Source organism: Catenovulum adriaticum (assembly GCF_026725475.1).
GTDB classification, from domain to species: Bacteria; Pseudomonadota; Gammaproteobacteria; order Enterobacterales; family Alteromonadaceae; genus Catenovulum; species Catenovulum adriaticum.
On the sequence record NZ_CP109965.1, the window covers coordinates 3066595 to 3088093 of the forward strand.

The 21499-nt window shown below is 40.2% G+C and carries 15 protein-coding genes and 1 pseudogene; 5 read left to right on the forward strand and 11 right to left on the reverse strand.

Annotation, left to right across the window (positions count from 1 at the left end):
* Positions 1 to 10 precede the first annotated feature (10 nt).
* From OLW01_RS13510 to mutY, 4 genes are all read right to left on the reverse strand, one after another.
* Positions 11 to 1066: a DUF4382 domain-containing protein gene (locus tag OLW01_RS13510; RefSeq protein ID WP_268074444.1), complete on the reverse strand. Its 1056-nt coding sequence runs from the start codon at positions 1064 to 1066 to the stop codon at positions 11 to 13.
* 134 nt (positions 1067 to 1200) lie between these two features.
* Positions 1201 to 3255 carry a DNA topoisomerase III gene (locus tag OLW01_RS13515; RefSeq protein WP_268074445.1) on the reverse strand — a complete coding sequence of 685 codons (2055 nt, stop codon included), beginning with the start codon at positions 3253 to 3255 and terminating at the stop codon, positions 1201 to 1203.
* Positions 3256 to 3355: 100 nt separating this feature from the next.
* Complete coding sequence (locus OLW01_RS13520) at positions 3356 to 3628, reverse strand: oxidative damage protection protein (RefSeq protein ID WP_268074446.1); 273 nt, start codon at positions 3626 to 3628, stop codon at positions 3356 to 3358.
* Between the two features lie 21 nt (positions 3629 to 3649).
* The gene (mutY, locus tag OLW01_RS13525) at positions 3650 to 4696 is read right to left on the reverse strand and encodes an A/G-specific adenine glycosylase (protein WP_268074447.1); all 1047 of its coding nucleotides are present in this window, start codon (positions 4694 to 4696) and stop codon (positions 3650 to 3652) included.
* 337 nt (positions 4697 to 5033) lie between these two features.
* Between mutY and OLW01_RS13530 the strand changes: the two genes are divergently transcribed.
* The 4 genes from OLW01_RS13530 (at position 5034) to pta (ending at position 12779) form a co-directional block, all read left to right on the forward strand.
* On the forward strand, positions 5034 to 6104 hold the full coding sequence (locus OLW01_RS13530) for an efflux RND transporter periplasmic adaptor subunit (RefSeq protein WP_268074448.1): 1071 nt from the start codon (positions 5034 to 5036) through the stop codon (positions 6102 to 6104).
* Positions 6097 to 9195 carry an efflux RND transporter permease subunit gene (locus tag OLW01_RS13535; protein WP_268074449.1) on the forward strand — a complete coding sequence of 1033 codons (3099 nt, stop codon included), beginning with the start codon at positions 6097 to 6099 and terminating at the stop codon, positions 9193 to 9195. Before OLW01_RS13530 ends, OLW01_RS13535 begins: the two co-directional genes overlap by 8 nt.
* A gap of 248 nt (positions 9196 to 9443) precedes the next feature.
* On the forward strand, positions 9444 to 10637 hold the full coding sequence (locus tag OLW01_RS13540; RefSeq protein ID WP_268074450.1) for an acetate kinase: 1194 nt from the start codon (positions 9444 to 9446) through the stop codon (positions 10635 to 10637).
* Positions 10638 to 10649: 12 nt separating this feature from the next.
* Positions 10650 to 12779: a phosphate acetyltransferase gene (gene pta, locus OLW01_RS13545; RefSeq protein WP_268074451.1), complete on the forward strand. Its 2130-nt coding sequence runs from the start codon at positions 10650 to 10652 to the stop codon at positions 12777 to 12779.
* A gap of 238 nt (positions 12780 to 13017) precedes the next feature.
* On the opposite strand, the gene OLW01_RS13550 is transcribed toward pta, so the two are convergent.
* Entirely contained in the window at positions 13018 to 14331 is a 1314-nt protein-coding gene (locus tag OLW01_RS13550; protein ID WP_268074452.1) for an ATP-binding protein, read from the reverse strand.
* A 374-nt stretch (positions 14332 to 14705) separates the two neighbouring features.
* Between OLW01_RS13550 and OLW01_RS13555 the strand changes: the two are divergent.
* A pseudogene (locus OLW01_RS13555) lies at positions 14706 to 15704 on the forward strand (type II toxin-antitoxin system HipA family toxin); the annotation flags it as partial.
* A 405-nt stretch (positions 15705 to 16109) separates the two neighbouring features.
* Here OLW01_RS13555 and OLW01_RS13560 read toward each other — a convergent pair.
* The 6 genes from OLW01_RS13560 to OLW01_RS13585 all read right to left on the reverse strand — a co-directional run bounded on the left by OLW01_RS13560 (position 16110) and on the right by OLW01_RS13585 (position 21498).
* Entirely contained in the window at positions 16110 to 16979 is an 870-nt protein-coding gene (locus OLW01_RS13560; RefSeq protein WP_268074454.1) for a YicC/YloC family endoribonuclease, read from the reverse strand.
* Positions 16980 to 17052: 73 nt separating this feature from the next.
* Positions 17053 to 18681, reverse strand: coding sequence for a ubiquinone biosynthesis regulatory protein kinase UbiB (ubiB, locus tag OLW01_RS13565; RefSeq protein ID WP_268074455.1), 1629 nt, complete (start codon positions 18679 to 18681; stop codon positions 17053 to 17055).
* The gene (locus tag OLW01_RS13570) at positions 18678 to 19301 is read right to left on the reverse strand and encodes a ubiquinone biosynthesis accessory factor UbiJ (RefSeq protein WP_268074456.1); all 624 of its coding nucleotides are present in this window, start codon (positions 19299 to 19301) and stop codon (positions 18678 to 18680) included. The genes ubiB and OLW01_RS13570 overlap by 4 nt, the downstream gene beginning before the upstream one ends.
* Positions 19301 to 20056, reverse strand: coding sequence for a bifunctional demethylmenaquinone methyltransferase/2-methoxy-6-polyprenyl-1,4-benzoquinol methylase UbiE (ubiE, locus tag OLW01_RS13575; RefSeq protein ID WP_268074457.1), 756 nt, complete (start codon positions 20054 to 20056; stop codon positions 19301 to 19303). The genes OLW01_RS13570 and ubiE overlap by 1 nt, the downstream gene beginning before the upstream one ends.
* A gap of 88 nt (positions 20057 to 20144) precedes the next feature.
* A complete protein-coding gene (locus OLW01_RS13580) occupies positions 20145 to 21008 on the reverse strand; it encodes a thioredoxin fold domain-containing protein (RefSeq protein ID WP_268074458.1) in 864 nt (287 codons plus the stop codon).
* Positions 20983 to 21498: a hypothetical protein gene (locus OLW01_RS13585; RefSeq protein WP_268074459.1), complete on the reverse strand. Its 516-nt coding sequence runs from the start codon at positions 21496 to 21498 to the stop codon at positions 20983 to 20985. Before OLW01_RS13585 ends, OLW01_RS13580 begins: the two co-directional genes overlap by 26 nt.
* Position 21499: the final 1 nt, after the last annotated feature.

The following is a 21499-nucleotide window of genomic DNA, read 5'->3' on the forward strand; positions in this document are numbered from 1 at the left end:
AAGTACATATTTATTGAATTTCACTTTCAGTTTCAGTCTCAGACTCTAGGGTAAAAATATCGCCTAAAGAAACCGTAACTTCGCTGCTCATTTCGGCTTGTACCCCTACCTCATTTTGATAAGCATATAAACTGAAGTTTTCATCTATTGCTTCAGCGTCATCCAAATGTGACAAACAAGTGTAGCCGATTTGATATTCACCTTTACCAACAAAGCCCATTTCAAATTCATAATCACCGGTATCATCGTCCATCACTAAAGTTGCAGTCGCGACAGGCGATACCATTGTTTGCGATTCAGATTCATTAATGTCCATCGCCGTTTGTGCGCTGGCTTCATTTGAATATAAATAAACCGCATGTCCAAACATACCGCCTTGACCTGCAGCTAATGCATTGTCTACTTCGCAGGCACCAATCACATCGGCTTTTACAGTCCCTTCAATATGGCCGGAATCAATTTCATTTTCTAGCCGCACGCCTGTTGGCTTAAGTTTTATTTCAGCATCGTTTTTAGGGTCAACTAACGAACGCTTTAAATCAAATTCAACAATAAACTCGTTATTACCTTCATTTAATTCAAAACCATTTAACTGAATTTCACCAACGCCGTCATTACCCTTGCGTTTCACCACAAGCGGGCGAATGCTTGCATCATCAAACACCACATGGCTGGTTTGAGTTAAATTAGCGTCAACACCATTGACTAAATCCATTCTAATCCACTCATAATCACCAGCGTTAAGCTCCAAATCATCAATTAATTCGTAAGCGTCACTGCCCTGAAAATCTAATAAATTAATTTTGACGGCTTCATCATTCTCATTTAGCGTCTCAATAACGGTATCTTCACCATTATTATTTCTTAGTGTGATTTTGCTGATAAAAATATTAACTTCTGATGCGCCTTCCACTGCCGCGTCAGATACACCTAATGAAAACATTGCAGCTTGTTGATTGTTATCGGATGAGTCTGAGTCATCATTTGAGCTGATGTCACACGCAGTTATACCTGCTGCAAGGGCTAAACTAGAAAGAGTTGTAAAAGTTGTACTTAGGTATTTCATATTGCCTCCAAAATTCAGCTAAACCCAATTAAACCTATGTCATTGCGCTTTGCGATTAAGCTAACGTTAATCGATCAAGTAGATTTAACACAAGTTTAACTTTACACCCTGTGAGCAAGTTCAAGTTTTTAAAGTTATTTCCCTTTTTTTGCGTACAAGCTGCGTTTAGTGCCTGAACTTTTGGTTTTAGAAGATGTGGCTTTAGCACTTTTGGCTTTCGAGCTTTTTGCTTTCGAGCTTTTTGCTTTCGAGCTTTTTGCTTTCGAGCTTTTTGCTTTCGAGTATTGAGAGCGGCTTTTGGTAAATCGAGATTTAGTTTTAGGCTGATTTTCAGCTGCTTTTTTTAAAGCATCTGGCGCTGCTTGCTGCGAAAGTTTGACAAGTTGATTTAAGTTATCTAACAAAGGCGTTATAAACCTTTGATAATTTAACTGTTTTTGGCAAATAGCCTCAAGCGAAACTTCCCATTGAGCTGTCATATCAGGTAGGGTTAGCGCTTCTGGCAAAGTTTCAATAAGCGCTTTGCCTGTTTGGGTTGCTTTAATTTTTTTACCATTGCGTTGTAAAAATTGGCGTTTAAATAGCAACTCAATAATGCTGGCTCGGGTGGCTTCTGTTCCTAAACCATCTGTCTCTTTTAATATTTTTCGGATGTTAGGGTCGCTGACATGTCTGGATATACCTGTCATCGCCGCCAGTAAACTTGCATCGGTAAAAGCTTCAGGTGGCTGAGTCATTTTTTCAAGCAACTCCCCATGCGTGCACAAATAAATATCACCTTTTTTAACTTTAGGTAGAGCAGGTTTATTTAACTCTGGTGATTTTTTACTAACGCCAATTAAAGCCTTCCAACCTAAATCCAGTGTTTGCCTATGTTTGGCAAGAAAATGTCCGTTTTTAATAACACATTCTATTTGGCTGTCTTGATACTGCCAAGCTGGATAAAATTGAATTAAATACTGTTTAGCGATCAGCTGATAAATTTTAAGTTCGCTTGCTGATAATTGCGCTGATGTTTTTTTGCTGGTGGGAATAATTGCATGATGCGCATCTACTTTTTTATCGTTCCAAGCCTTACTGCGCTGCTGTAAATTAGCTTGTTGGCAAGCTTGTGAGAGTTCACTTACATTATTGGCAATGGCCGATGTAACAGTTTGAGCTTGCGAAAAATGCTCGTTTGGTAAATAACGACAATCAGATCTTGGATAGGTAATGAGTTTATGTTTTTCGTACAAAGCTTGGCAAACTGACAAAGTATCTTGCGCACTTAGTCCAAATATTTTTGCAGCATCTATTTGCAAAGCGGACAAATTATAAGGCAAAGGGGCAGCTTGCTGTTTGTTTTTTTGTTCTGCTTTTTCAATCACCGCATCTTGCTGATGTATTTGTTTAACCACATGTTCTGCAAGTGCTTTATTTAATATTCTGCCTTCTTCATCTTGATGTGGCGCACAAGCTTCACTTGGCTGCCATTGTGCGGTAAAACCGGTATTTTCATCTATTTTAACATGCGCCAATACTTGGTAATAAGGTTTACTAACAAATTCATCTATGGCTTTATCTCGGCGAACCACTAAACCTAATACCGGCGTTTGCACCCGTCCAACCGATAATACACCTTGGTAGCCTACTTGCTGAGCTTGCAATGTGTAGGCTCGGGTTAAATTAAGTCCGTATAACCAATCAGCTCGGCTACGCGCCAAAGCGGAGGTAGATAACGCAACATAATTTTGATTAGACTCTAATTTACTCAAGGCTTTTTTAACTGCACTTGGGTTTAAATCGCTAATCAATAAACGTTGGGTTGCTTTACGTTTAGCTTGAGCCGTTTTGCAATGTGCAATTACCTCATCAACTAATAATTGGCCTTCACGGTCAGGATCACCAGCATGAACCAAGGTGTCAGCTTTTTTGATCAGTTTAGACAAAATACCAAGCTGCTTTTTAGTGTTACTCTTCGCTTTAAGTTGCCAACTCTCAGGTACTATAGGTAAGTCGCTTGCCCGCCATTGCTTAAATTGGGCTTGGTAATCTTGTGGTTCAGCGTTTTCTAATAAATGGCCGATACACCAAGATACACAATCCCCGTTAGCTAATTGAATATAGCCATCTTGATTTTGTTGGGGTTTTGGTAACACAGCGGCTATTGCGCGAGCTAAGCTGGGTTTTTCAGCTATATATAACTTCATAGAAAACAAACTGGATAAATAAACAGTTAATTTAGCTTATTTTAACTCATTTCTCCAGTTTGCATAAAAGATGGGTAGATAAAACTAATCTAATGATTCATTATTTTTCTGGCGGAGTATAACCTTCAATTTCAACGTCTTTACCTTCAAACAAAAAATCGACCATTGCTTGTTCTAAAAATTTTCTGTCGTCAGGGTTCATCATGCTCATTTTTTTTTCATTAATTAACATGGTTTGTTTTTTTTGCCATAAGCCAAAAGCTTCTTTTGAAATATTATCAAAAATACGCTTACCAATTTCACCCGGATAAAGTTGAAAATCTAAGCCGTCGGCTTCTTTCTTTAAATGCTGACAATAAACTGTACGTGACATAGTGACCTCTTTTTAAGCAATTTAGCTCGTTAATTCGGTTAATATTTTTTGGGTTGGTACAGACATACCAAATTCTGCTTCTGATTGTAACTCAAACCAGCGTTCAGAGGTATCTCGGATTGAACTTTGAATCTGGCTAAGCTCAGCAACCACAGGCGTAATATCTAGATGATAATGCGTAAAAGTATGCCTGAATGGGGCTAATTTTTTAAGTGTTTTAACTTGAACAGAAAAAAGTTGTTCAATTTCGGGTTCTGTTAATAAACGTTCTGATTCTGGCAATGTAAATAATCCGCCCCAAATTCCGGTAGAGGGGCGTTTAGCTAACAAAACCGAGTTATTGTGTTTTAATGCCAGCATGATTGTTGATTTTACTGGTTTTTCTTTTTTGGGTTTAGAAACGGGCAATTGACTAGTTAAGCCTTTCAAATTTGCCTGACAATTTTGTTCAAGTGGGCAAGTGTCACACTTGGGCTTGCCGCGTGTACACACGGCAGAGCCGATATCCATCATCGCTTGATTAAAATACTCAATTCCCTGCGCTGGACTAATTTTCTCAGCATGCTGCCATAATAGATCTTGAGTTTTCTTTTCGCCTGACCAAGTTTGAATTTCGAAATATCGACATAATACGCGTTTTACATTCCCATCTAAAATTGGAAATGGCTTGGCAAGTGTGAGCGATAATATAGCGCCAGCCGTTGAACGACCTATTCCGGGAAGTGCTAATACTTGATCAAAATCTTGCGGAAATTCGCCATATTCAGCCTGCATAATTTTAGCGGCTTTTAATAAATTGCGAGCTCTGGCGTAATAACCTAACCCTGTCCATAATTGCAAAACTTCATCTTCTTGAGCGTTTGCTAAGTCAGCCAACGTCGGGAATTTATCAACAAACCTGTTAAAATAAGGGATCACTGTCGTGACTTGGGTTTGCTGGAGCATCACTTCACTTAACCAAGTTGTGTATAAGGTTTTGTTTTGTTGCCAAGGTAGGGTTTTTCTACCATGTTGGTGATACCAATGAATGACAGAATCGCCAAACGAGGTGGTTTGATTAAGTTGCATGTTTAATGTGCTCTAAAGCCGATGGTAACCGAAGTTATTTGAAATAGTCGGCTATGCTAGCGTAATTAAAGCGATAATCAACCGCCTTATTAAAGCCTGCTTAATTTTAACTCGTTTACTTTAGCGCATCATTAGAAAATAATATTTTAAGACTGAATTAAATATTATTTTTTAGAGACGAAACATAAGCACCGCCTTGCCAAAAAATCAAATATAATCAAGTACATTTACAGTAATTTTACACTCTAATCCGTTACACTTTAGTGTTAAATATTTTATAGTTTGCGTATAAAGTCACATTAAAAATATTTTTAATCCAATTGCTTAGGAACCTGTCATGCCAACCCTATTTAACAAGCTTTGTATGGTTTCCACTATTATTGTATTGCTGGGTGCCTGTTCATCAGAAAAAGCTACCCCTCCTGCCACGAATAAATTAAAAGCTGAACCCGTTTTAACCCAAAAAGTAACAATGCATCAGCAAGCCAATAAAATTGAAGCGGTAGGCACCTCTAGAGCGTTAAAATCAGTGGTTTTATATCCTAGAATCAGCGGCATTATAGAATCTATAAATATTCAATCAGGTAACCTTGTAAACGCCGGAAAAACCTTAATTCAATTAGATGCGAGTGAGCAAGCTCTACTGGTTAAACAGGCTGAAATCACCCTTGCCGATGCCCAGCGAACTTATAAAAGATATCAATCAGCAGTAACCAGCGGCGGGGTAACTCAATCTATGTTGGATGAAGCCAATACCTCACTAGCTGGTGCCCAAGTGACTTACAATCGAGCAAAAGTGTTACTTGATTACCATCAAATTAAAGCACCATTTACCGGTCATTTGGGGTTAACTCAACTTGATCCAGGTGCTTACATTGATACCCAAACACCACTGGTTAGTATAGATGACAGAAGTGGCTTACTGATTATGTTTGAGGTGTCAGAGTCTTATTATGGACAACTAAAAATGGGACAATCGATAAAAGTTGCGCCTTGGCAAAATGCGGCAAAAATAGAGCAAGCCGAAGTAGTTGATATTGATAGCCGAGTTTCACCTCAAAGCCGAACTTTTACCGTGCAAGCAAAATTAGATAACCAAGACGATCAATTCAGACCAGGTATGAGCTTTAAAGTCATCTTAGATTTATCGTCTGGAGAATATCCTTTAGTACCAGAAACAGCACTACAATGGGGAGGCGATGGCGCTTATATCTGGCAAATTGATAAAGAGCACGCTAAACGCGTTCCGGTTGTAGTAGTGCAACGCTTGAAAGGAGAAATTTTAGTAGAAGCTGATTTACCACCAGGCAGCTTAGTTGTTAAAGAAGGTATTCAACGGATGCGTGAAGGCATGAAAGTACAAGACGTATCAGCGCAAGTTCAACAAAGGTTGCTAGGCCATGAGTGAACATATTAAAGATGATTTAGCATCGCTTAGCGTAAGGCGTCCTTTTTTAATTTTAGTGATTAATTTATTAATTGCTTTAGCTGGTATAGCAGCTTTAAATCACGTTGAAATCAGAGAGCTACCCGATGTAGACCGACCTATAGTTTCTGTGCGAGGCGTACTGCCTGGTGCCACCCCAGAAACCATGGATGCGGAAGTAACAGGCATTGTTGAAGGCGCTGTGGCTAGAGTGTCTGGTATTAAAAATATTCGCTCTTCCAGTGAAGAAAATAATTTTAGAATTCATGCCGAATTTACCGCTGATACCGATTTAATGACAGCCGCATCAGATGTTCGTGAAGCTATTAATCAAATTCAGCGAGACTTGCCTGATAATGTTGAGCAAATCAGTGTTGTTAAAGCTCAAGAAGATGCAAAGCCCATTATTAACATTGCCATCACTAGCCAAAATTTAAAACAAGAAGAGCTAACTCGCATTATTGAAAAAGACATAGTGCCAGAAATTATTGGTATTAACGGGGTTGCCGATGTGCCTTTATTTGGTGACCGAATGCGTGTTTTGCATGTGGTGATTGATCCACTCAGGCTCGCCAGCTTTAGTTTAACCGTGAACGATTTAGCTAATGTTTTATATGATGCCCCGCTTGATGTCCCTACCGGAAGCTTTAGAGCTGAAGATCAAGAACTTTTAGTACGCGCTAATGCCACTACAGTCACTGAAGAGCAAGTTAAAGATATTATTATTAAAGGCAATACCCGCATTGGAGATGTTGCACAAGTTTACTTTGGCCCAGAAGATGTAGAATCTTTAGTCTATTTAAATAAAAATCCAGTTATCGGTTTAGGGGTTATCAGGCAAGCTCATTCAAATACCATTGAAATATCACAACGAGTAAAAAAAATTGTTGAGCGACTCAATAAAAAATATAAAAATATTCAGCTTACGATTACCGACGATAGCGCTATTTTTATTGAAAGCTCAGTGGCCGAAGTTTTATCCAGCTTAGCGATGACCATTGTTATTGTGGTTGGTGCTTTATGGCTATTTTTAGGTAGTTTACGCGCTACCTTAATTCCAAGCGCGGCAATTCCGCTAGCTTTAATTGGCACATTAGCTGGCATTTGGCTAATGGGCTTTTCAATCAATATAACCACATTACTCGCTATTGTATTGGCGACCGGTTTAGTGGTTGATGACGCCATAGTGGTACTTGAAAATATTCAGCGATTAAGTGTAAAAGGGTTAAAACCCCGAGCCGCAGCTGTTTTAGGGACTCGTCAGGTAATATTTGCAGTAATCGCAACTACAGCTGTGCTAGTGAGTGTGTTTGTTCCTATTGCATTAATTCCGGGTTCAGCTGGCCAAATGTTTCGCGAATTTGGTTTTGTTTTAGCGTGCGCTGTTATTATCTCTTCATTTGTAGCTTTATCTATTGTCCCCGCAATGGCCGCTCGCTTTCCGCTCGCTAAACCACAAAAAAATGCCAAACCAGGCTTATTAACCAGAGTGGGGTTAAAGTTAGCCGGTGTTTACGCTAACTCAATTCACTTTGTATTAAATAAAGCAAAATGGTTTTTTGTATTAGCTTTAGGTTTAGCGCTGACGGCAGGCTGGGTTTACCCTAAACTAGCTAATGAACTATTACCCAGCGAAGATAGAGGGGTTTTATATATAGATGCAACAGGGCCAGACGGCGTAGGCTTAAACTATATTAGCCGCCAAGCAGAGCAAATAGAGGCAATTGCCGAACCGTATTTAGAGCAAGGCATTATTACCGATATAATGACTACGGTTGGTCGTTATGATCCAAACCGCGCCCAAATAATGTTGCCCTTTGTTCCTTGGAACCAAAGAAGTATTACTCAGCAAGAGGTCATGGCTGAAATTAGTCAAAAAGTAAGAGAAATCCCCGGCGCCCGTATCCGAGTTGGGAGCCCTAATAGTTTAAATATTCGTGGTAACGTAGGCGGAATTGAAGTTGCTTTATTAGGTAATGATTACCAGCATATTTATTCGGCTGCGCTTGCCATGACGGATGCAATTAACGAACAAAGCACAAATATCACCGCACCTGATATTTCATATCGGCCGACTCAACCCCAATTATCACTCGAAATTGACAGGCGCCGCGCTGCTGATTTAGGTATTTCACTTAACGAAATTGCTAATACTTTAAGAGCTGTGGTTGATGGATGGGACTTAGTAGATTTAAGCATCGCGGATGAGTCAATTCCTATCATGTTAGAATCATCATCCACTCGGGTTTCATCACCGCAAGATTTAGCAAATTTATATATTTCAAGTGCTTCAGGCCAACAATTGCCGCTTTCAAGCGTAGTAACAATGAAAGAAAACAGTGTCGCGGCTGAACTAGATAGACATGCACAAAGACGCGCAATTGAAATTAGTGCAGATATAACCGAAGGCTACCCACTAGCAGATGCAATGGCTGACATGCAAGCGATGGCGAATCAAGTATTGCCTGACGATGTGCAGATGATCTTTTTAGGTGAAGCACAAACGCTAGACGAAACTTCAAACGAAGTAATCTTTACTTATGCAATTGCATTGTTAGTCGTATTTTTAGTTTTATGCGCGCAATTTGAAGGGGTTGCCAGTGCAATAAATGTAATGACTGTGGTGCCATTTGGCTTAGCCGCTGCCGTGTATGCGCTTTGGTTAACCGATACCAGTGTTAATATTTATTCTCAAATTGGCTTAGTCATGCTAATTGGTTTAATGGCTAAAAATGGTATTTTAATGGTTGAATTTGCCGATCAATTGCGTGACAAAGGACTCGGTATTCGAGAAGCGATTGAGCAAGCTGCGAACGTGCGTTTACGCCCTATCGCGCTTACCATGGTATCAACTATTTTAGGTGGCTTACCGCTTATTTTAAGTTCAGGTGCGGGGGCAGAAGCGCGCAGTGCTATTGGTTGGGTTATGTTTGGTGGTTTAGGTTTAGCGGCTTTATTTACGCTATATTTAACGCCAATAGTTTATTTAGCAACTGCAAAGTTCCATAAACCCAGAGGACACGAGCAACAAGCTTTAGAATCTGAATTAAAAACGGTTGAACATATCCATTAGCGTCATTATATTAACTTACCGCCATATGCATAAAAATAATGGCGTTTGTGTTTTATGTTTAAATTTTGTTACGGTTAATTACTTCAAATTAACCGTACAATATAAAGTTTTTAAATTATATAATTTACCTTTATTGTTAATATAAAAGCTTTCAACTTATTTCTTGATGTGAATTAAATATTCGCAAGCCAAATTGACCTATACTAACCTTGTTTTTAGGATCAATTTTAGTGGCTCAGGAGTTCAGGTTGAACAATAACAATTATCTCATCATCAATTCGGGTAGTTCGTCAGTTAAATTTTCTTTATATGTTGCAGATCACGTTGAAGCAACCTTAACAGGTATCGCTGAGCGATTATCAACCGAACAAACAAAAATGAGTTGGACGTTTGAAAATAACAAACGTGAACTCGAATTAGCTGGCGCCGATCATCGCGAAGTACTACACAATTTATTCAACATTTTATCTAAACTTAATTTGTTTAAATCCCTTACAGCAATCGGTCACAGAATAGTTCATGGCGGTGAATACTTTAAATCTTCTGCGCTTATTACCCCAAATGTATTAACTAAAATTGAAGCTTGCAGCGCTTTAGCGCCTTTGCATAACCCTGCAGCAGTAACAGGTATTCAAGCTGTTTTAGAGCAATTACCCGATATCCCTCAAGTCGCCGTTTTTGATACGGCTTTTCATCAAACCATGCCTGAGCATGCTTTTTTATATGGTTTACCTTATGAATTATATGAATCTCAAGGTATTCGAAAATATGGATTTCATGGTACCAGCCACCAATACGTGGCAAATCAAGCAATCACTAAATTAGGCTTAGATAAAAACAACAGTGGTTTAATCACTGCCCATTTAGGTAACGGTTGTAGTATTTGCGCTGTTCAAAATGGAGCATCGATTGATACCAGCATGGGCTTTACACCACTAGAAGGTGTGATGATGGGTACTCGTAGTGGTGATATTGATCCCAGCATACATCAATTTTTAGCTAATAAACTAAACCTGCCTTTAGCAGAAATAACAAACATACTAAATAAACGCAGTGGTTTATTAGGGTTATCCGGCTCAAGTAACGATATGCGAACTTTATCGGCAAAAGCGAATGAAGGTGATAAACAAGCCGCCTTAGCGATTGAGGTATTTGCTTATCGTTTAGCAAAAAGTATTGCTGGTATGGTTGCCGGGCTGTCTCGCCTCGATGCATTAGTTTTCACAGGCGGCATTGGCGAAAACTCTTTTTTAGTACGCGCTAAAGTATTATCTCATTTAACCGTGCTAGGGTTTGAATTAGATCCAGAATTAAACAACCAAGGAGGCGACAACCTTGGTTTAATTACTAAAGCAAATTCTCGTCGAGCCACCATTATCCATACTCAAGAAGAATGGGTCATTGCGCAAGATACCATTCGTTTAACTCAAACCGAAGCTTAAGAGGAATCTATTTTGAATCACAGTTTATTTTTAACCCCAACTGGCTATGGTGCAGGTTTAACCTCGGTTTGTTTAGGTTTAGTTCGCTCACTTGATCAATTAGGGGTTCGTGTTGCTTTTTGTAAACCTATTGCTCAGCATGGTGGTTTAGCTCAGCAAATTGACCCTTCGTTATTGTTTGTAAATGCGATGCAAGGCTTAACACCACCCGACCCGATTCCACTTGAAAAAGCCCAGCGCATGTTAGCGAATGGCGATATAGAACAGCTAATGGAAGAAGTCGTCACTATTTGTGAAGAAAGCGCCAAAGATGCTGATTTATTAATTATTGAAGGCTTAGTACCGCAAAAAAACTTGCCTTTTATTGTGCGCATTAATACCCAAATCGCTAATACCCTCGACAGTGATGTGATTTTAGTCGCTGCTAAAAACGAGCTTTCAGAATTAGAACTTAACCAACAAATTAGTTTATCGTCTAATTTTTATGGCGGTACTCGCAGCAAAAAAGTATTAGGCTGTATTTTAAATAAAGTCGGCGCGCCAGCAGGACGAATTCAGGCATTAATGGCCTTAGACGATGGCGAAGTTTCACCGATTGAGCCCGTTAAAGATCTATCACAATTAGCGGTATTTAAACCTAAAGAATTTAGGTGTTTGGGCCAAGTTAGATACAATCCTCAGTTACTGGCCCCCAGAACGATTGATATTCATCAACATTTAGATTGCCAAATATTAAACCCAAATGCAGATTTAAACCGCCGAGTGTTAGGGGTAAGCATTTGCGCACGTAAATTAACAAATATGTTGCACACCTTAAAAGCCGGCACTTTGGTTGTGACCCCTGGCGATAGAGACGACATTTTATTAACTGCTTGTATGGCCGTATTAAATGGTGTGCCGTTAGCAGGTATTTTATTAACCGGCGGTTATATGCCAGACAAAGCGTTAATGAATTTATGCCAAGCAGCATTTGATACCGGCGTGGCTATTATGCTGGTTAACAGTAATACTTATCGCACCGCACAATATTTAGATGAGCTAAACAGTGACGTACCTGCCGATGATAATATTCGCATGGAGCAAGTGATGAATGCGGTCGCAGAATCATTAGACGTTAATTGGTTTGCCGAGCACATTAAAGTAAAACGAACGCCAAGACTATCACCCGCCGCTTTTCGCCATCATTTAGTGCAGTCTGCTCGCTCACAACCTAAAACCATTGTTTTACCGGAAGGTGAAGAACCCAGAACGATTCATGCCGCCGTAATTTGTGCACAAAAGCAAATTGCCAACTGTATTTTATTAGGCGATCCAGAAGTCATTAAACGCAGCGCTGAAAGCCTATCAATTGAGCTGCCAGATAGGGTTAAAATAGTTTCACCCCAATCTATTTTAAATGACTATGTTGAGCCAATAATGGAAATGCGAAAGCATAAAGGCATAACCGAAGATACCGCACGTGAATTATTAGAAGACACAGTGGTATTAGGCACCATGATGCTGGCATTAAACAAAGTAGATGGCTTGGTATCTGGCGCGGTCAATACCACAGCGAATACGATTAGACCCGCCCTCCAGTTAATAAAAACAGCACCCGAAAGCAAACTGGTTTCATCTGTGTTTTTTATGTGTTTACCTGAACAAGTTTTAGTATACGGTGACTGTGCCGTTAACCCTGATCCTAGTGCCGAGGCGTTAGCAGATATAGCGATTCAATCAGGCGATTCAGCTAAAGCTTTTGGGATCACCCCCAAAATTGCGATGATTAGTTATAGCACGGGTGAAAGTGGTATTGGCAGTGATGTGGATAAAGTGAGAGAAGCCACCAAAATTGCACAACAAAAACGTCCGGATTTATTAATTGACGGCCCATTGCAATACGATGCAGCCTCTGTTGCCAGCGTTGCCGCTAAAAAAGCACCTGACAGCCCAGTAGCCGGACAAGCAACCGTATTTGTATTTCCAGATTTAAATACCGGCAACACCACCTATAAAGCCGTTCAGAGATCGGCAAATGTAGTTAGCATAGGCCCTATGCTACAAGGCTTGCGCAAACCAGTTAATGATTTAAGCCGAGGCGCATTGGTAGAAGATATTGTATATACCATCGCCCTAACCGCTATTCAGGCACAAAATAGTTAAAACACAACTCAAGCCCTTTGATTGGATTTTGATGATCAAATTGAAGCAAGCTTGGTGCTTACATTGACCTTTGTGTAGGCGCGAAGCTTGCTCGCGCGCTAAATTCTACAGCTAGCCTTCATTAAAAATGGGAGGGTTACTGCATGATAAGACTGAGTGTCGAATAGCAAGTATCAAGGCCTCAGATTGTTACCTTTGAAGTAACTTTGTAGATCTCTTGCTTCTAGGCAACGAGTTCTTACCATCTCTGAGGTAAATACTGGGTGAAATACAAGGGCATCACGATATTGGTTTGTTCTAACGCTGATGAGCCTTGTGTGCCAGTTAGCTTAAAGGTTTTACTGGGTGCACATTTTTCAACGTAGGATGCCAATGATTTAGCTCTTGTACGTTTACCACTTTTGACTTCAACAGGGACGATATCGCCTTCATCGGTTGCCAAAATAAATTCGATTTCGGCGCGGGCGTCATTCCATGAATAACTTGGGTCAACGCCAATAGCAGTGAGCTCTTGTTGTACAAAGTTTTCAGCCACATAGCCTTTGTACTCATAGTTTTGTTGCTTAATCTCTTTATAACTACTGCCCAGCATATGATTGAGCAGGCCCACATCAAACAGAAACAGTTTAACCATATTTTCTTTTTTATAGGCCGCCAGCGGAGATTTCGGCAACCCTTCAACAGGGTAGTTTGGCAAAGCTAAGCGGCAGCAGTTGAGCCAATGGATCGCGGTTTCAAAATCGCCATAGCGAGATTTACGCCCATACACGTGCTTAAATTTAAAGCGTTTAACGGACTCATCGCTCACAAGTGATAGCTGCGCTGGAATGCTATTAAATACCGATTCAATCAGTGTGGCATCGACCTTGCCCGCGTACTTGCCAAAATCGCGGCGGTAACCGTCAACTAAATCGGCATGAATTTTTGTGACTTTTTCCACCCGATCTAAAATGCTTGAATCTTTAAACTGATACCAAGCAGAAACGGCTTCCGGCATACCACCGGTAAAAAAGTAGTCTGTTAGTTTATCCATCAATTTAGTGTGCACCGCCAGTGTGCTTGCTTGACTATCAAATGCTTTGATCAGTGCTTGCTCGTTGGATGCGTAAATAAATTCTTGGAAGGTCAGTGGTCGTAAATTGTATTGTTCTACCTTGCCTACAGGGAAGGTGTTGAGCAAGCCAATGTTCGAGCCGCTAGCAGCGACAAAATAGGACGGTGCTTTTTCGGAAAAATACTTAAGTGAAGTAACGGCACGTTCACATTCGCCAATTTCATCTAGTATCAGCAGGTCGGTTTCTGGGTTGAACGCCTGATTGGTTAACAACTCAATGTTCATTATTAGCTCGTCAGGTGACAGTGAACCATCGAACGCCTCTTTGTAGGCAGGATTTTCAAGGAAGTCGATACGAAGGATGTTGGCAAAGGTGCTCCCAAACAACTCTTGCAGCAGATAGGTTTTACCTGTTTGTCTTGCGCCATCAATCAATAATGGCTTTCGCACAGGATGGTTTTTCCATGCTATTAAGGCGTTGAGTAAGTTACGCTGCATTATTATTTCCCGCCATTTAGATTGTTAACAGCCTATATTATAACTCAGCCTACACTTTTATGCGCATAAAAGTGTGTTATTTTACATTTTTACGCGCATAAAAGTGAAACTTAGTTCTGATTGAGTATAAAGCAGCTCCCTCAATGGCTCTCTTTCTTCTTTGCCCTACCAGTTTGTTGGGTACGCTTTGCTAATTTGATATGGCCTACTGCTATACGAATGTGACGCACTTATTTTTTAGCAACTGGATGTTTTGCGGTGAACTGCCAGTCAACATAAGTATTTGGCGAGGTTCAAAGTCTAAAGTGGACAATACCGCTAGAGTACAGGTTGTGCACTTACTGTGCATGGGGATTGTTATCGTCCTAAACGGAAAATATTCTGCCACAACAAGCGCTGACATTGATTTAGCAACTTTAGGCTTAGAAGCGCAAACGCTGTTCGATGCTTCAATGTCAGATTATATGGGTGATAATCACGATGAGTTAGATGGGCATACTCAACAGGTGTTGGCCGCATTAGTCGCCGGTGGTAGTTCGGGTGGAGCAAGACCAAAGGCGCAGATTTATATGCCTGCTGGGGAAACTCAGCATTGTCGAATCTTTGCTCAGCCAGGGGATGAAGCATGGTTAGTTAAGTTTACGTCGAAGAACTTGGCACTAGGTCATGAAGAAGGTTTATGTGAAGCCGTGTATCTACAAATGGCTGAGCAAGCAAAATGCCAACCGCCAATTTGGCAGCTCATTGAAGCACCACCAAGGAGTGGTGCGCCTGCCTGGTTAGCGCTCAAACGATTTGATTATTTACCCAAAGAACAAGGATTACGGGCAGATAAAGCCGATAGCGAACATCATACAGGGCGTTTACATATGCATAGTGCCTGTGGCTTATTAGATGCCGACTTTCGTACTCCTAGTTTAGACTATAGTGACCTTATTAAAGCCAGTCGTCAGTTGTGTAAGTCTCCTGCGGCAGGGCAACTTCAGTTTCGCCGTGCTATTTTTAATTTATTTGCAGCTAACCAAGATGATCACAGTAAAAACTGGGCGTTTTTGCAAGCGGACGATGGCCAGTGGCAGCCCGCGCCCTTTTACGATGTCACATTTAGCCCCCATCCCTTTAATGAGCATGCAACAGCATATGCAGGGTATGGAAAAGCGCCGCCACTCAAAGTAATGCAAAAGCTGGCAGCAAGTGCTGGCTATGGGAGTTGGCATGATGCAAGACTAGTCATTGATGAAGTGACAGAAGCAATCTGTCAATTTACTTATTTTGCACAGCAGCAAGGGATCAGTAAAACAACAGTAGCTGCGATTACTAAAACACTGGATCAGCGTAAAAAAGAAAATGCCGCGCTTTTTCTACAACAATAATAAGGGTTAATAATAAAGCTCGGTCGAAACGATCCTTGCCATTGTTGTGTTCAGTTAGCTTGCATGACTCACTCCTGTTATAGAAAAGAAGTGAGTCATGCAATTGGTTAATCGGCATTTAGATGGGTTTCACCGGACGCTTACGTTGCTTCCAGTCTTCCTTTGGCTGTAGTGTAGCGGATCATCCAATAAGGTGAGTCCTGTTTACGGACGCAAAATGCTTATTGAGCCAAAATGAGGAGTCTGCCCACCATTCTACTCACCACTAAACAGGTAGTTGGTAACGGACACCTGCAAACCGATTTGGACGGAAAAATAAAAAAGCCCTGTATTTACAATGCTCTCCACAAGGTAATACCGAGCTTTTAAGACATTCTTGGATGGGTAACTTTCTACCCGGAAACACTATTCTATATTCTGGATCTGCTCTCTCATCTGCTCAATTAATACTTTTACATCTACCGCTGCATTGGTGACTGTGGTATTGATTGATTTAGAGGCTAGAGTGTTGGCTTCGCGGTTGAATTCTTGCATCATAAAATCTAAGCGTCGGCCGCAGGCGCCACCTTTTTTAAGAATTTTTTGGCCGGTTTCTTTAATGTGCGACTCTAACCTGTCTAGCTCCTCGGCTACATCAACACGTTGTGCTAGCATAATAAGCTCTTGCTCAATTCGGGCTTCGTCTACTTGCTCTTTGAAATCTGCTAGTTTAGTTTCAATGCGCTCGCGCTGCCATTTTAAAACTTCTGGCATTTCACTGCGTACTATATCAACTTGTGCTGAAATCGCGCTTAGTCTTTGCTCTATCATCGCTTTTAAGTTTTCGCCTTCGCTGGCTCTTGCTGCTAAAAAGTCGACAATGGTTAGATCAAACTCAGCTAATAACTCTGCATGTTGGGCATCCATATCTTGCTCTTGAGCCTGCATTACACCCGGCCAGCGCATGATATCAACTGGATTAATTTGTGAGTCTGGCAATTGTTTTTGTATTTGCTGCGCATGTTGGCATAGCTGCTCAACCAAATTTTGATTTAATGATAAGCTACCAACGGCTTTATCTGTATCTGTTATCCGCAAATTAATTTCTAACTTACCGCGCTGCATTGATTTACGAGCTTTTTCTCTAAGCACGGGTTCAAGTGCTCTAAATTGCTCTGGTAAACGGAAATAAGTTTCAAGGTATCTTTGATTAACTGAGCGAATTTCCCAAGTGAATGTACCCCATTCTGATTTTTTTTCACGGCGTGCAAATGCCGTCATGCTATGAATTGTCATGTTAGTCTCTTAAAATTTATTTGATTATTTGTCATGCCCATTTAGGGTTTTCTTAGTGACAAACTCTAGCTCATTATTTTCGTTTACTCATTGCCCAACAAATAACTGCGGCTGCTAATAACGCTAAACTTAAATGCCAATTATCTTTAAGACAATAAATAAGCACGGCTGAAATCGCGGCAATGTGGCCGATTTGTGGCAATAGTTTGTTTTGCTGCTTTTGTCTTTGTTCGAGTAGCTTAAGTAACGCTTGTTGCTGCGCTTGTTGAGCTTTTTGATTTTTTAATGCATCGTAAACTAGATCTGGAATTTCAGGTAATTTTTCACCCCAAAAAGGCGCGTTTTCTTTAACCGCATTAAAAATAGCTGGTAAACCCACTTGCTGTTTTACCCAGTTTTCTAAAAAAGGTTTAGCGGTTTTCCATAAATCTAATTGTGGGTACAATTGTCGGCCTAAGCCTTCAATATAAAGTAAAGTTTTTTGCAGCAGTACCAACTGTGGCTGAACTTCCATTTGAAAACGACGCGCAGTATTAAATAAATTTAACAGTACATGGCCAAATGATATTTCAGCTAATGGTTTTTCAAATATAGGCTCGCAAACGGTTCTAATCGCAAATTCAAAATCTTCCACATTGGTGTCTCTTGGCACCCAGCCGGAATCAACATGTAGCTCTGCGACTTTGCGATAATCACGATTAAAAAAAGCAATAAAATTATCAGCTAAGTAGCGTTTATCATTTTTATTGAGCGTGCCAACAATACCGCAATCTATACCTATATACATAGGATCATCTGGGTTTTCTGTTGAAACAAAAATGTTCCCTGGGTGCATGTCGGCATGAAAAAAGCTGTCTCTAAATACTTGGGTAAAAAATATTTCAACGCCCCGCTCTGCCAGCAGTTTCATATTGGTATTTTGAGCTTCTAAAGCTTCAATATCACCAACTGGAATACCATAAATGCGCTCCATCACCATCACATTATTGCGGCATAAGTCTGAATGAACGGCGGGTACATATAAAGATTTTGAGTCTGAGAAATTGCGTTTTAATTGGATGGTATTGGCTGCTTCGCGCATCAAATCAAGTTCATCAAATAAAGTTTTTTGATACTCTTTTACCACTTCAATAGGGCGTAAACGTTTGCCGTCAGGTAATAATTTAGCCAAAACGCGAGCCATGGTTTTCATTAATTCAACGTCGGCGCGCATGGTTTCGGTAATGCCGGGGCGAATCACTTTAATAACAATGTCTTTATGGCTAAAGCCTGAATCATCTTTAAGCTGCGCGGCGTGTACTTGTGCAATAGATGCCGAGGCGAGTGGTTCAACTTCAAAATAACTTAAGTATTCATCTAACGAATCAACTTTCCACGCTTTTTCAATCAGTTGTCTGGCTTGCTCACCATCAAAAGGATTAACTTTATCCTGCAATAATCTGAGTTCTTGAGATATTTCTAATGGCAATAAATCGCGGCGTGTCGATAACATTTGGCCAAATTTAACAAAAACCGGACCTAATGATTGCAAAGCTAAGCGCAGTCTCACTTCAACCGGATCATTAGGATAACGATTGCGTAACCAAAAAATTAAACGTCGGGCCAGTTTAAAATGCCATTTTTGAAAACGCTCAGGTATTAATTCATCTAAACCGTAAGTTAATAAAGTTCGTAAAATGATATAAAAACGCCAAATGCTCACGATTCTGCTTCTATTTGTTGGGAAAGTTGTTGAATTCTAGCGGCTAACCTATCAGTTTGCTGCCTGACCGTTAATACTTGTTTGGAAAAATCCGCAAACTCTATTGGATGAGGCGCAAGGCGCTTTTCATCCCAAACAATATGGCTGAATGCTCTTTTAGCATCATCCGTTTTTTGTAAAGCTAAGCTTTGTGCTTGCTGAGCGATATCCGTTATTTGATGCGCGCCAATATCACCAGTTACACTGGCTAAAATATCTTGCCAGTAAACTAGGCTGGCTTTAAGCCAATCAGAAAATTGCTGAGCGAGCTGCACATCACCGTCTATATCAACTTCACCAGCTTTAATCAGAGCGGTAATTTGCGCCGGCTGTTGCAACTTTTGCAAACCGATTAACGTGGTTTTAATCGCACAATCAGCATTGCCTTCTAGAGGCGAATACACATTGAGTAAACCTTGCTGATTAATTTGCATTACCAATACAAGCGATAAATCAGTTAACTCAACAACCACTATTTTGCCAATTAACTTTTTAGGTGCGCTTTTATAATGACCACTGGTTTTAAGCCAATAATTAGCGCTGTGCTCAATAAATCCACTGATTAAACTGGCTGTTGGCATTAAAACTTATATCCTTTGTGCAACGCGACAATGCCGCCCGTTAAGTTTTGATAGCTGACTTCTTCAAAACCAACCCCTTCCATCATGCTTTGCAGGGTATCTTGGTCTGGATGCATACGGATAGATTCAGCCAAGTATTGGTAGCTGTCAGCATCATTAGTAATAATTTTGCCCATGGTGGGTAATAAATTAAATGAGTACCAGTCGTATAACTTACTTAAGCCTTCTGTCGTAGGCTTTGAAAACTCTAATACTAATAAGCGCCCACCCGGCTTTAACACTCGATAAATCGACGCCAATGCCTTGTCTTTATCTGTGACATTACGCAAACCAAATGCAATGGTGACCACATCAAAACTGTTGTCAGCAAACGGTAGCGCTTCGGCATTGGCCTGTACATATTCAACATTACCGACTATGCCCAAGTCGCGCAATTTATCACGACCTACTTTAAGCATTGAATCGTTAATATCGGCCAAAACAACTTTGCCTTGCTCGCCGACGATACGTGAAAATTTAGCAGTTAAATCCCCTGTGCCACCCGCTAAATCTAAAATTTGATTGCCAGGACGTGCACCTGCACAAGCGATTGTATGACGCTTCCAAACACGATGAATCCCCATCGACATTAAGTCGTTCATGAGATCATATTTAGCTGCGACAGAATGAAAAACTTCGGCTACTTTACCAACTTTTTCTGCTTTATCTACGGTTTGGTAACCAAAATGAGTTGTGTTTTCTGAATTATCCGACATGTCCAGTTCGCTCTAATTGCAAATTGCCTTTAGTGTAACTGATTTACGAGGTAATTTTGAATCTAGTTTTGTTGGCTAGTGAATATTTTCACTGTATTTGCTTGCCTGACATATTAAAGATGGCAGCTTGATCACTTAATATAGAACGGCCCATTAATAATTTAAATTCGGCTGACTTGTTTTTATATTCCGCTTTTTTAACGGCTAAGCAATCCACATCTTCAGCTGAGCAAGGTAATAAGTCTTCATTTTGCTCAATGAGTTGATTGTCTAAAAATAAATATTCAGGTTGGTATTGATTTATGAGCTGCGAAATAGCTTGCGCTTTTGCACTTGGAATAAACATAACTAAATTTTTAGCATCGTAAAAATTAGCATGTTTCATTAACTTAAATTTTTCCCAGCGAATATTAACGCCGTTAATCATAGGCCGTTTATTTTGCATGCTGAGCAAGGTATTTAAAGATACATTTTTCCCTTGGATATAAAACCCAGGTACAGCATTAATTTTATAGTTACTAACTATTTTATCATTGAGCTGGCGCTGAAACTGCTTTAATGCTGGCTGAGGCTTTATGCATTCAGGTGACTGACGTTGCTGCACTGCCGATAAAACGATTTGGCTGGCAAACCTTTCACAATTAAATATTTCGTCCACTCGATTTTGGCTGCTGTTACCTAAAATAGGCGCCCAAAAAACGTACACATTATAACCGGTTAATTGCTTGAGTTTAGGAATTGCTTTTATACAGTATGGACAAAATGGGTCTTTAAAAACCAATACATTTGGCCGCTCAGCTCGCCAACCATTTAATAAAAAAGCTGAGTATTCGGCTTCATTTGGAATGAGTTTGGCTTCACTGGCAGCGCTATAGCTTACATAAAAAAACTGAGCGAATATGAGTAGCCCAGCCATAATAAAGCAATTAGCTTTTTGGCGTTTTAAGTGCATTATTTTCAGCCATTGCGGTTAAAGCTACCGGTAAAATCAACTGGTTATACTCTTTTAATAGGCTATTTATTTTTTGCTGAATTTCAGCCTTTTGAGACGGATTATTTAAACTTTTATCCAGTTCAACAATCAGCTGGTTTATTTGCTGTTGCTTAGCGCTAGCCTGCTCTTCCAGTGCGCTTTTCTCTGATTCGGTCAACTCTATTTTGGATGCCTGTTTAGGTGCTAAGCGTTTAAACATGGCCGTTTCAGTGACTGGAACTTGAGTTACGTTTTGATTATTTTGCTCTGGTGCAGCCGTTATTTTTTTAGCTGAGCCTTGGCTGGGCATGCTTTTGGGCGTTAATTCAACTTTACCTGCTAACATATCCATTTTTTGATTAACCCTTTGGGTATCTTGCTGGTTTTGATATTGCCAATACAACCAAAACAACAAACTAAAACTAGCGAGTGTTAACAGCACAAATAAGCTTCTTTTTAACATGCTCATA

Bases quoted from the DNA above. Each gene is read 5' to 3' on its own strand.
- OLW01_RS13510 (WP_268074444.1), bottom strand. From the start codon at position 1,066: ATGAAATACCTAAGTACAACTTTTACAACTCTTTCTAGTTTAGCCCTT.
- OLW01_RS13515 (WP_268074445.1), bottom strand. From the start codon at position 3,255: ATGAAGTTATATATAGCTGAAAAACCCAGCTTAGCTCGCGCAATAGCC.
- OLW01_RS13520 (WP_268074446.1), bottom strand. From the start codon at position 3,628: ATGTCACGTACAGTTTATTGTCAGCATTTAAAGAAAGAAGCCGACGGC.
- mutY (WP_268074447.1), bottom strand. From the start codon at position 4,696: ATGCAACTTAATCAAACCACCTCGTTTGGCGATTCTGTCATTCATTGG.
- OLW01_RS13530 (WP_268074448.1), top strand. From the start codon at position 5,034: ATGCCAACCCTATTTAACAAGCTTTGTATGGTTTCCACTATTATTGTA.
- OLW01_RS13535 (WP_268074449.1), top strand. From the start codon at position 6,097: ATGAGTGAACATATTAAAGATGATTTAGCATCGCTTAGCGTAAGGCGT.
- OLW01_RS13550 (WP_268074452.1), bottom strand. From the start codon at position 14,331: ATGCAGCGTAACTTACTCAACGCCTTAATAGCATGGAAAAACCATCCT.
- OLW01_RS13560 (WP_268074454.1), bottom strand. From the start codon at position 16,979: ATGACAATTCATAGCATGACGGCATTTGCACGCCGTGAAAAAAAATCA.
- OLW01_RS13570 (WP_268074456.1), bottom strand. From the start codon at position 19,301: ATGCCAACAGCCAGTTTAATCAGTGGATTTATTGAGCACAGCGCTAAT.
- ubiE (WP_268074457.1), bottom strand. From the start codon at position 20,056: ATGTCGGATAATTCAGAAAACACAACTCATTTTGGTTACCAAACCGTA.
- OLW01_RS13580 (WP_268074458.1), bottom strand. From the start codon at position 21,008: ATGCACTTAAAACGCCAAAAAGCTAATTGCTTTATTATGGCTGGGCTA.
- OLW01_RS13585 (WP_268074459.1), bottom strand. From the start codon at position 21,498: ATGAGCATGTTAAAAAGAAGCTTATTTGTGCTGTTAACACTCGCTAGT.